The sequence below is a fragment of the Phaeovulum sp. genome, from assembly GCF_041596715.1.
In the GTDB taxonomy this organism is placed as follows: domain Bacteria; phylum Pseudomonadota; class Alphaproteobacteria; order Rhodobacterales; family Rhodobacteraceae; genus UBA6213.
The window spans coordinates 1-10,374 of sequence record NZ_JBFHIA010000101.1 but is presented as its reverse complement, the minus strand read 5'-3'; the positions used below and the strand labels follow the sequence as shown (position 1 = coordinate 10,374).

The window sequence follows — 10,374 nt, the reverse complement described above, 5'->3', positions numbered from 1 at the left end:
GGGCGATTGGCGAAACCGGGTGCGGCTTGGCGCGGGATGGGTTGGCCATTCCATGCATCCCACGCGCGCCGCCCCGGTGCAAAACGGCGTGGCCGCCGTCAGCGTGCTTGCGCCCGATTGCACCGAGGCGGATGCTTGGGCTACCGCGCTGATGGTGCTGGGGCCCGAGGCCGGGGTAAATCTGGCGCGCGCGCGGCGCATGGATGCGCTGTTTCAGGTTCGCGGGGCGCAGGGCATCGCGCGTGTCGGGACTGGCTGCTTTGCCTGAGGTTTCGCTTTGCGCACGCGCGCCCGCGCAGCTAGGGTTCGCGGCATGAGCCTTGCCCCCACCTTGCAGTTTTCCGACGATCAGGCCGATGCCTGGGACCAGATTTCCGAGGCGCTCGGCGCGGCCGGGGTGGACCTGATGAATGGCACCCTGCTGCCAGAGGGCGGCAGCCGCCGGGTGCTGGCCGTGGTGGGCAAGGCAGGCTCTGGCAAAACGATGCTTTTGGCAGAGCTTTGCAAGGCCCTAGCCTCCGCTGGCATCGATACCGTCTCGGGCGATTGGGAGGGGAGGCGGCGCAAGGATCGGCGCACCTTGGCCATACTTGCGCCCACCAACAAGGCCGCCTCGGTGCTGCGCGGGCGCGGCGTGCCGGCCACCACCATTCACCGCATTCTCTACACCCCCGTCTATGACCCGCAATACGAACGCATCGCGGAATGGCTGGCGGGCCAAGGCACGCGACCCGAGGTCGAAGGGCTGAGCGATGCAGCACTTGACCGCGCGCGCGCTTTTTATGATGTGGTCAAATCGATCCCCGGCGCGCTGGCCGCCGCGGGCCTGCGCGGCAGCGATTTCATCAAAGGTTGGAAGCGGCGCGACGAGCCGTTGGACATCGGCCTTGTCGATGAAGCCTCGATGCTGGACGAGCGGCAGTTCGACGATCTGCGCGAAATCTTTCCGACGCTGATCATCTTTGGCGATCCGGCGCAGCTGGCACCTGTCGGGCAATCGGGCGAGATGGTGTTCGAACGGCTGGGTGATGGCCGCAGGCTGGATCTGACGCGCATCCACAGGCAGGCGCAGGACAACCCCATTCTCGACCTCGCCCATGCGCTTGGCGATGACAGCATCGGGTTTGAAGCTTTCGAGCGGCTGGTGGAAGACGCCGCCAAGCGCGACACCCGCGTGGTCTGGGCCGAGCGGGTGGAGTGCGATCTGATGGCACGCAGCCCGGTGCTGGTTTGGCGCAATGTCACGCGGGTGCGGCTGATCGCGGCGTTTCGTGCAGCACACGGCGCCCCTGCCGATGCCCTGTTGCCGGGCGAGCCGCTGATTTGCGATGGCATCGAGCTGCCGCTGAAGCACCGCAAGAAGCGCATTGATCTTGAAGCGCGCGGGTTGATCAAGGGGGCGCAGGTCATCTACCTCGGCCCCGGAAACAAGCCCGGCTTTTCGCGCCTGCACGTGATCGGTGCCGAAGACCCTCGGCTATCGGCAGCCTCTATCATCAAGATCGAAGTCCCTGATAGCGACGAGCCCTTTATTCCCTATGCCGCGCGGATGGGGGCGGCATTTCTGCACGGCGCAGCCGTGACCATCCACAAGGCGCAAGGCAGTCAGTGGGATAGTGTGCAGGTGTTCGCCCCCGATCTTTACGCCGCCGCACAATCCGGGCGTATTGAAGCGGGCCTGCCGCTTTGGAAGCGGCTGGCCTACGTCGCCATCACGCGGGCCGAAAACCGCCTGCTCTGGGTGGTGCGCAACCGGCTTGCACGCCCCTCCGCGCCGCTTGGAATCGACGACCTGCCCACAAGCAGTGCCGCACTCACACTGGCTTCGGGCGACGGTGCCTAGCCCGCGTGGCAGGTGCGGCTTGACACATGCTCTAATCGTAATGTTTCTTCATCCGATACGCCGCAGCGTATGGTATTGATTGGCGCGCGGTCGGTGCGGGCATTGCGACAATTTCTTGGGAGGGAAAGATGAAGCTTCGGGTGATAGATTTCGGTCACGTTTCGGCGCTGCGCAGTCAGGCGGTGTATCACGGCCTCGCCGAAGCGATGACACCGGACAGCGATCCGGTTCTGTCGCTGGTTTCACCCAGCACGCCCTATGTTTGCGTCGGTATGCACCAAGACATCAACAAAGAGGTGGACCGCGAGTTTTGCGCCTCGCGCAACTTGCCGATCTATCGCCGTCATGTCGGTGGCGGCGCGGTCTACCTTGACGAAAATCAGCTTTTCACTCATTTCGTCTTTCCCGCGGGCAAGGCCCCGCAGCGCGCGGCCGAACTTTACCCGCTGTTTATCGAGCCTGTGGTGCGCACCTACCGCGAAATGGGCATCAACGCCAATTACCGGCCGGTGAACGATATTCAGGTAGAGGGGCGCAAGATCGGCGGCACTGGTGCTGCCTCTATCGGCAATGCCACGGTCATGGTCGGCAGCTTCATGATCGACTTCGACACCGAGACGATGTCGAAGTGCCTCAAGGTGCCGTCCGAGAAGTTTCGCGACAAGTTGCGCCAAACGCTTGATGACTACATGACCACGATGGTCAAACAGTTGGGTGAAAAGCCTGACCGCGGCGCGTTGAAATCCGTGTTCCTGCGCCACTGCTCCGATGTGCTTAACGTCGAGCCGGTGATCGATCAGCCGACCCCCGCCGAGCTGGCCGCGATCGCGCGCGCAGAGGCCGAACTGAGCGATCCGGAGTGGACCGAGGTGCAGCACCGCAAACTGGTGGCGCTGGGGGTCAAGATCGCCGCCAACACACATCTGACCGAAGCGGCGCACAAGGCACCGGGCGGGTTGATCCGCGTAAGCCTGCTCGATGCCGAAGGCAGCGTTGCCGATCTGGTGCTGTCGGGCGATTTCACCTGCCTGCCGCCTGAAGGTGTTGACCAACTTGCGGCGGCGCTCAAGGGCACGGCGCTGGAACCAGCCGCCTTGCAGGCCGCAGCCGACGCAGCCATTGCGCGGCTTGGGCTTGATCTTCCGGGCGTGACCGGGGCCGACATTGCCACCGCCATCGGTGCCGCGCAGCAACAGCACGCATGAAGCGCGTTGCGGTCCTACAGCACACCGAGGCCGAATATCTTGGCCTGATCGAGGACCATCTCGAAGGCCGCAACGTGCGCTTTCAATATTTTCGCCCCTTCGCCTCGGGTGGCGTGGTGCCTGCCGCGCCGGGCAACTTTGACGGGCTGATCCTGCTTGGCGCGGGGCCTTATGGCGTTGTTTCCGGGCATATCCTGCCCTCGCTTGCACCCGAGTTGCGGCTGACCCGCGCGTTTTTGGGCGCGGGCCTGCCGGTGCTGGGATTCGGGCTGGGCGCGGTGATTCTGGCGGTTGCCGCAGACGGCGGCGCAGCCGAAGCGCCTTTGCGGTTTTCTGTCGAGCAAGCCATTGCAACCACGCCAGATTTCGCGCCAGACCTGCCCCGGTTTCCGCTTGCCTGCTATCTGCGCGATCGGCCGGTTTTACCCGATGGCGCGCGCGTGCTCTATAGCAACGAGGCAGGCGAGGCGCTGGTGTTCTCGCTCGCGGAAAATTCATTGGGCTTTCTGGGTCACCCCGGAATGAAGCGCGGCATGGCCGAAGACCTTATCATGGAGTTCGCCGAAACGCCTGACGAACCCCTTGCTTCGCTTGAAAGACTCGGGGCCGAGCAGGGGCCGGTCAGCACCGCGCTCAGCACCCTGATGGTGCCGCTGATCGCGCACTGCGGGTGGATGTAATCGCTGCAACGCGGCGACGAATAGATTTGACATTCCGTTTACGACATATACCAATTTTAACAGTTGTTATCCGGAGGGGAGACCGGGCAGCAACGAAAAGATCCGAAGGGGAGGGCGGAGCTTTGGCCAAGAAGCTGATAATTGTCATGGTGAACACCGATCCGCGCAATGGCGAGGAGCTCGGTGCACCGTTTTTTCAGGCCACCGTCGCCGCTGCGATGGACTATGAGGTTGATGTGATCTGCACCGCAACCGCAGGCAGCCTGATGCGAAAAGGCGTTGCCGATAAGCTTGTGGTCAAGCCCGGCAGCCCGAAAACAGTCTATGACTTCATCAAAGACGCCCATGAGGCGGGGGCAAAGTTTTACTGCTGTTCGCCCAACCTCGATCTGTTCGACATGACGGCCGAAGATCTGATCCCCGAATGTGAAGGCATCGTTGGCGGTGCCAAGGTGATCGAGGACATCATGGAGGACGACGACGCAAAGGTGCTGACCTACTGACGACCGGCCAGCGTTCGTGCGGCCAGCAAGGGAGGAACGGCCAGCGATGACAGTCCATGCAAAGGTGCCAAACCCGCCGATCAGCGATCCGGTTTCGGACACGCCGGTGGTCGCCTATGAAAAGCTCGAAGAAATCTTTGAAGATATTCGGGGCCATTCGCTTTACGACCACGAAATCCACGGTTGCCTGAACTGCGGCATCTGCACGGCCACCTGCCCTTCGGCGCAGTATTACGATTACTCCCCCCGCGAGATCGTGCAGCTTTTGTGGACCGAAAATCTCGAAGGCATCTACGATGCGATGCACGAAAAGATCTGGGCCTGCGCGCAATGTTACACCTGCGCCGCGCGCTGCCCGTTCGAAAACTCGCCCGGCGGGCTGGTGATGATCATGCGCGAAGTGGCGATCAAGCACGAGTTGCCCTCGGTCAAAGAGGTGCTGCGCCCCTTCAGCCGCGTGTTGCTGAAGGTGGTTTCCACCGGCAACCAGCTTGCGCCGAACATGATCACCAAAGAGGCGTTTCCAGACTGGGGGCCGAACGTTGCCAAGGTCGATGCGCCGCTGATGATTTTGCGCCAAGCAATTCCGATGCCGACGATGCACACGCTCGACACCGCATGGGAGGTGAACCTGCGCACCTCGGTTGAGCTTTACACGATCTGGGAAGCCACGGGCGTGCTCAAGCAGCTCGAATCCGTGGATGAGAACCTGTTCGACGTGGTTTCCGACGTGATGGAGGAAAAGCGCGAGGAATGGGAGGAATGGCTCGAAGAGCAGGAAGACGAGGCCGACGACGACTGAGCGGTCAAAGGAAGACCGTCGCTTTGGGAGGAGCGCACGATGAGCAACACCGAAAAGCCGGGCGGAAAGGGCGCCTATAACGGGTTCGGCGCAGACTGGGCCCCGAGTAACCTGTCGAGCGCCGAGGCGCGCCGCGCCACTGACTGGGTCGAGGCAAAAATCGACAAACGCCACCTTCTGACCGGCAAGGACCGCAAGGAAGACGTGCGCGACATCATGTGGCAACTGGAACGCGATGGCGAAATCATGGTGCATCGCGTCGCCGAGCACAACGACCCGGTTGTGGCCAAAACGCTCTATGGTTGGGACAAGAAGATCCCGACCAACAACCTTTGGCATCACAAATCCTGCGGCCAGTGCGGCAATATCCCCGGCTATCCGACCTCGATCCTGTGGATTCAGAACCAGTTGGGCATCACCTATCTGGACGAGACCGACCAGACCTCCTGCACGGCATGGAACTACCACGGCTCGGGCATCGGCAACGTGGTCTCGCTGGCAGCAGTGTTTTTGCGCAACTTCCATCAGGCCTATGTCAGCGCCAAGTCGCAGGGCCTGCCCGAAGGCACCTATTACCCGCTTGTCCACTGCGGCACATCGTTTGGAAACTACAAGGAAATCCGTGGCTTCCTGCTACATTCGGCAGAACTGCGCGCCGAGGTGAAGACCATACTCGGCAAACTTGGCCGACTGGTCGATGGCAAGCTGCTGATCCCCGAAGAGGTCGTGCACTATTCCGAATGGTTGCACGTCATGCGCGACAAGATCGCAGAGCGCCAAACCATCGACGTGTCGAACATTCGCACCACGGTGCACCCGGCCTGCCATGTCTACAAGATGGTGCCTGAAGATGTGATCTATGACGACACCGTGCTGAATGGCGACCGCGTGGCAGTGACCACGGGCCTTTTGCAAACGCTCGGCACGCAGGTAATCGACTATTCCACATGGTATGATTGCTGCGGTTTCGGCTTTCGGCACATCATCGGCGAGCGCGAGTTTACCCGCTCGTTCGCGATGGACCGCAAGATCAAGGTCGCGGTCGAAGAGGCGCGGTCTGACGTGATGATCGGCCACGATACCGGCTGCATCACAACGCTCGACAAGAACCAGTGGATCGGAAAGGCGGTGGGCAAGATCTATTCGCTACCGGTCATGGCCGATTGCCAGTTTGCCGCGCTGACGATGGGGGCGCACCCTTACAAGCTGGCACAGTTGCATTGGCACGCCAGCCCCTTCGAAGAACTGCTCGAAAAGATGGGCATCGACTGGGAAAAGGCCAAGGCCGAGTTCGAGGGCTATCTGGACGAGGTCAAGGCCGGGCGGATCGAAACGCTTTACGACCCCAAGCGCGCCATCACCTCCGGGCCCGGCTATGTAAAACCCAAAGCCCTGACAGGAGCCTGAGGCATGACGAAACCCATTCTCATCATCGGCGGCGGCCCTGCGGGGCTTTCGGCGGCACATGCGGTGGCAAGCTCCGGTCGCAAGGCGGTGCTGGTGGAAAAGGAGGACCGTCTGGGCGGTGCGCCGATCCTTTCGGGCTATGCCAAACTGGTGCCCAGCCACGAATGGGCCAAGGATGCGATCGGCGGCATGGTCACGCGGGTGACAGATAACCCGAACGTCGAGGTGCGGCTGGATACGGCGGTGCAAAGCTTTGCGGGCGAACCCGGTGCCTTTGCCGCAACGCTGAAAGACGGCAGCGTGATCGAGGCCGATACCGCAATTCTTGCCACCGGCTTCACGCATTTCGATAGCCTGAACAAACCTGAATGGGGTTTTGGCACCTACCCCGATGTGGTGACGACCGTGCAGGTCGAACAGATGATCTCGTCAGGGGCGGGCATCCGCTGCCCCTCTGATGGCAGGGTGCCCGACCGGGTGGCGATCCTTTTGTGCGTGGGCTCGCGCGACCGGCAGATCGGGCGCGAATGGTGCTCGAAAATCTGCTGCTCGGTCTCGGCCAATATCGCGATGGAAATCCGCGAGCTTTCGCCCAAGACCAACGTCTACATCTACTACATGGACATCCGCACCTTCGGGCTTCTGGAGGGCGAGTATTACTGGAAAAGTCAGGAGGAGGCGAAGGTCAAGTATATAAAGGCCCGCATTGCCGAGGTCACATCCGACGGCAAGCGGCTGGTGGTGAAGGGCGAAGACACTCTGGTGAAGCGCCCGATCACAATTCCCTTCGACATGGTGGTGCATGCCATCGGCATGGACCCCAACGTTGACAACATGACACTCGCGGCGGTGTTCGGGGTCGAGTTGAACAAATACGGCTATATCGCCAAGCCCTCGACCTATCTGCATATGAGCGAAACCTCGCGTCCGGGGGTGTTTGTGGCAGGGGCGGCCACGGGGCCGGAAACCATCGACGATTCCATCGCGCAGGGCCACGCGGCGGCGATGGCTGCGCTGACCTATCACGCCACGCATCAGATCAAGGCGGCTGAGTGATGTTTGGGCTGCGCCGCAAACCCACCGAAACAGAACACGCAGCCCCGCGCCCGGTGCTCGACCTGTCGGGGCCGCGGCTGCGGCGGGCGTTTGACGATCTGGTGCAAGCCTCCGAACCGACCGGGGGACTGGAGCGGTATGTCACCGCGCTCGCGCTGAAAGCGTCGCTTTTTGACGAGTTGCTGGGTGATGGCCAAGCGGCCGATCTGACCGAAGCCGAGTTTCTGGACCTTGCCGCATTCATCACACCGGTGCGGCGACGCATCAGCGCCCATCTTGCGCAATTCGGGTTTGAACCGCTGCGGCTGCGCCTTGCCGAACTTGTCCACGAGCTTGATCTGACCGACCGCACCGATGCGCGCATGGCGGCCTTCGATGCGGGCTTCAGCGCGGATTCCGCGCATCGCTGGGTGCGCGATCTGGGTGCCGAAGTGCTGCATTTCACGCGCCCCGCCGACTACCCGCTGATGACCCGCTGGGTTTGGGACGCGGGCACCGGAACCGGAGTCTTGCGCGAAATCTGGGCCAGCGAAGATGTGGACGCAGCCAAGATCGTCGCCACCAACGAGGCCGCGACATTCCAGACCCTGCGCGACGAGCTTGACGGCTTTCTGGCCGACGAGGGCGTGTTTCGTGATCGGCATTTCTATGTCGATCTGCTGATGTCGCATGTCTACGCCGGCTACATCAACGACCGCGGCGGCCAGTATCTGCGCACCGATTTCACGCTTGAGGGCGATCCGATGCAGCACACGCGCCGGATGCTGGGGCTGGATGCGGTCAACACCGAGACTGGCCGTACCCGCCTGCGGCTGATCGACGGCACGGTGCATCGCTTTGGCGGATTGCCCGCACCGATATCCAAGGAGTCCGCCGATGCCCATTCATGAAAAGTCGCTGATCCGGCCGGAAAACCTTGTCACCCATGAAAACCTGACAATCGACGGGGTGGATGTTTCGGGCCACTGGTCAACCTTCATCACCTCGCGCACGGTCACCGACTATAACGAGGCGATGGAGGAAGAGATTTCTGCCCTGCCCGGCGGCGAGCATATCAACCGCTGCTGGCAATGCGGATCCTGCACCAACGCCTGCACGGTCAACGCCATCAACCCCGAGTTCAACCCGCGCTACTGGATCTATCTGATCCGGCTGGGCATGGAAGAAGAGCTTTTGCGCGACAAGGAAATCCTCTGGCAATGCGTCAGCTGCAACAAATGCACTTACGCCTGCCCGCGCGATGTGGTGCCCGAAGCGGTGATGAAGGCAACCGCGCATTGGATGGAATTGAAGGGCCACACGCCCAAAAGCCCCTCGACGCATTTCGACGAAAGCTTCACCAACTCGGTCATCGCCACCGGCAAGATCGAAGAAGGGCAGGTGTTGCGCAGCTTCTTCAAGAAAACCGGTCAGCCGCTCAACCAACCGTGGTTGATCGCTCTGGTGCGCGGGCTGATCCTCAAGTTCCCGATAACGCTTCTGATGCGCATGGGGCTAAGCGCGGTGATCCGCCCACGCACCACTGGCTGGGGGCGCACGCAAGCAGTGCTGAACGACTATGTGGGCGAAGTTGAGGCGCGAAACTCCAAGGCCCTCGGGCTTGACGGCAAGGGGAGGCACTGATGCCAAAGGATGATCTGAAGCGGGTAGCCTATTACCCCGGTTGCGCGCTGGAAGGCACCGGCCATTCCTATAATCGGTCCACCAAGGCGGTGGGCAAGGCGCTGGGGCTTGAACTGGTCGAGTTGAAAAACTGGAACTGCTGCGGCGCAATGGAGGTGAAGAACGTCGATCCCAAGATCCAGACCTACCTTTCGGCGCGCAACCTAGCGATTGCCGAGGACATGGGTTTCGAGACGGTCATGTCACCCTGCAACGGGTGCTATCATAACCTCAAGAAAGCAGAATACGACCTATCACACGACCCCGCTTCGGCAGAGGTCAATGCCCGGCTTTCCGAAAAGTCCGGGCATGCCACCTATCAGCCGGGCAAGGTTGAAACCATCCATGCGCTCGACTGGATCAAGGATGCCATCGGCGAGGAAGAACTTTCCAAGCGCGTGAAGAACAGCCTCAAAGGCATCAAGGTGGCCAACTACTACGGCTGCATGTACACCCGCCCGCGCCACATTTTCCCCGAGAAAGACAAGGGGCCGGGCAGCGAAAGCACGTTGAAGCCGCATTTCATGGATGACCTTCTGGCCGCAGCCGGGGCCGAGAACGTGGAGTTTCCGCTGAAAACCGCCTGCTGCGGCGGCGCGCATGCGCTATCTGACAGCGACACCTCCACGCGGCTTGTGCTTAACATCCTGACCACGGCCGAGGCTTGCGGTGCCGAGGTAATCGCCACCGAATGCCCAACCTGCCATTCGGGCCTCGAAATGCATCAGGTGCGCGCGGAAAAGGTGCTGGGGCGCAAGACCAATGTGAAAATCCTCTATTTCACCCAGCTTCTGGGCATGGCGCTCGGCCTATCGGCGCGCAAGGTGGGGGTTCATGAAAACTTTTCAGATGCCTCCAGCCTTCTGAAAGAGAAGGGGCTGGGATGAACGAGACGGACCTTTTTGCAGAGGTTCTCGACCGGATCGACAGCTTTCTTGCCGGGGCTGGCGATATGCGCAGCACGGCGGCGCAAGCCGAGGCATTTCTGGCCGATGGCGAGGCTGTGCTGTCTGCATGGCTTGTCGCCAAAGGCCAGCAACCGACGGATGAGACGGTCGAAGGCTTCCGGCTTTTGGCGCTCCACCGCCAAGGCGCGCGCGGCGATCCAAGTTTCAACGCCTGCCGCGAAACCTGTCGTGAAATTATCTACTTGCGTAACGTGATTACGCTTTATGATGATGACACAGCCGAGTGCCGCCACCAGTTGCGGCTTCAG

Annotated in this window: 12 protein-coding genes; all 12 read left to right on the top strand. The window is 61.5% G+C overall.

The window, feature by feature from the left end:
- Positions 1 to 268: FAD:protein FMN transferase (locus tag ABY403_RS08620; protein WP_372840372.1), on the top strand; the 268-nt coding region annotated here is incomplete at its 5' end.
- A 45-nt stretch (positions 269 to 313) separates the two neighbouring features.
- Positions 314 to 1,843 carry an ATP-dependent RecD-like DNA helicase gene (locus ABY403_RS08615; RefSeq protein ID WP_372840371.1) on the top strand — a complete coding sequence of 510 codons (1,530 nt, stop codon included), beginning with the start codon at positions 314 to 316 and terminating at the stop codon, positions 1,841 to 1,843.
- A gap of 128 nt (positions 1,844 to 1,971) precedes the next feature.
- Entirely contained in the window at positions 1,972 to 3,048 is a 1,077-nt protein-coding gene (locus tag ABY403_RS08610) for a biotin/lipoate A/B protein ligase family protein (RefSeq protein WP_372840370.1), read from the top strand.
- Entirely contained in the window at positions 3,045 to 3,728 is a 684-nt protein-coding gene (locus ABY403_RS08605) for a hypothetical protein (RefSeq protein ID WP_372840369.1), read from the top strand. The genes ABY403_RS08610 and ABY403_RS08605 overlap by 4 nt, the downstream gene beginning before the upstream one ends.
- 122 nt (positions 3,729 to 3,850) lie before the next feature.
- A complete protein-coding gene (locus ABY403_RS08600) occupies positions 3,851 to 4,231 on the top strand; it encodes a DsrE/DsrF/DrsH-like family protein (protein ID WP_372840368.1) in 381 nt (126 codons plus the stop codon).
- Between the two features lie 46 nt (positions 4,232 to 4,277).
- On the top strand, positions 4,278 to 5,033 hold the full coding sequence (locus ABY403_RS08595) for a 4Fe-4S dicluster domain-containing protein (protein WP_372840367.1): 756 nt from the start codon (positions 4,278 to 4,280) through the stop codon (positions 5,031 to 5,033).
- A 39-nt stretch (positions 5,034 to 5,072) separates the two neighbouring features.
- Positions 5,073 to 6,440 (top strand): heterodisulfide reductase-related iron-sulfur binding cluster, encoded by a 1,368-nt coding sequence (locus ABY403_RS08590; RefSeq protein WP_372840366.1) that lies wholly within the window; start codon positions 5,073 to 5,075, stop codon positions 6,438 to 6,440.
- A 3-nt stretch (positions 6,441 to 6,443) separates the two neighbouring features.
- Positions 6,444 to 7,496 carry an FAD-dependent oxidoreductase gene (locus ABY403_RS08585; protein WP_372840364.1) on the top strand — a complete coding sequence of 351 codons (1,053 nt, stop codon included), beginning with the start codon at positions 6,444 to 6,446 and terminating at the stop codon, positions 7,494 to 7,496.
- Positions 7,496 to 8,386 (top strand): hypothetical protein, encoded by an 891-nt coding sequence (locus ABY403_RS08580; protein WP_372840363.1) that lies wholly within the window; start codon positions 7,496 to 7,498, stop codon positions 8,384 to 8,386. The genes ABY403_RS08585 and ABY403_RS08580 overlap by 1 nt, the downstream gene beginning before the upstream one ends.
- The gene (locus ABY403_RS08575; RefSeq protein WP_372840362.1) at positions 8,373 to 9,119 is read left to right on the top strand and encodes a 4Fe-4S dicluster domain-containing protein; all 747 of its coding nucleotides are present in this window, start codon (positions 8,373 to 8,375) and stop codon (positions 9,117 to 9,119) included. Before ABY403_RS08580 ends, ABY403_RS08575 begins: the two co-directional genes overlap by 14 nt.
- Positions 9,119 to 10,045, top strand: a complete 927-nt coding sequence (locus ABY403_RS08570) for a CoB--CoM heterodisulfide reductase iron-sulfur subunit B family protein (protein WP_372840361.1) — start codon at positions 9,119 to 9,121, stop codon at positions 10,043 to 10,045. Before ABY403_RS08575 ends, ABY403_RS08570 begins: the two co-directional genes overlap by 1 nt.
- Positions 10,042 to 10,374: hypothetical protein (locus ABY403_RS08565; RefSeq protein WP_372840360.1), on the top strand; the 333-nt coding region annotated here is incomplete at its 3' end. The genes ABY403_RS08570 and ABY403_RS08565, both read left to right, overlap by 4 nt.

What these genes read in the sequence shown, in the direction of transcription:
- ABY403_RS08615 (WP_372840371.1), top strand. Translation starts at nt 314, where the DNA reads ATGAGCCTTGCCCCCACCTTGCAGTTTTCCGACGATCAGGCCGATGCC.
- ABY403_RS08610 (WP_372840370.1), top strand. Translation starts at nt 1,972, where the DNA reads ATGAAGCTTCGGGTGATAGATTTCGGTCACGTTTCGGCGCTGCGCAGT.
- ABY403_RS08605 (WP_372840369.1), top strand. Translation starts at nt 3,045, where the DNA reads ATGAAGCGCGTTGCGGTCCTACAGCACACCGAGGCCGAATATCTTGGC.
- ABY403_RS08595 (WP_372840367.1), top strand. Translation starts at nt 4,278, where the DNA reads ATGACAGTCCATGCAAAGGTGCCAAACCCGCCGATCAGCGATCCGGTT.
- ABY403_RS08590 (WP_372840366.1), top strand. Translation starts at nt 5,073, where the DNA reads ATGAGCAACACCGAAAAGCCGGGCGGAAAGGGCGCCTATAACGGGTTC.
- ABY403_RS08585 (WP_372840364.1), top strand. Translation starts at nt 6,444, where the DNA reads ATGACGAAACCCATTCTCATCATCGGCGGCGGCCCTGCGGGGCTTTCG.
- ABY403_RS08580 (WP_372840363.1), top strand. Translation starts at nt 7,496, where the DNA reads ATGTTTGGGCTGCGCCGCAAACCCACCGAAACAGAACACGCAGCCCCG.
- ABY403_RS08575 (WP_372840362.1), top strand. Translation starts at nt 8,373, where the DNA reads ATGCCCATTCATGAAAAGTCGCTGATCCGGCCGGAAAACCTTGTCACC.
- ABY403_RS08570 (WP_372840361.1), top strand. Translation starts at nt 9,119, where the DNA reads ATGCCAAAGGATGATCTGAAGCGGGTAGCCTATTACCCCGGTTGCGCG.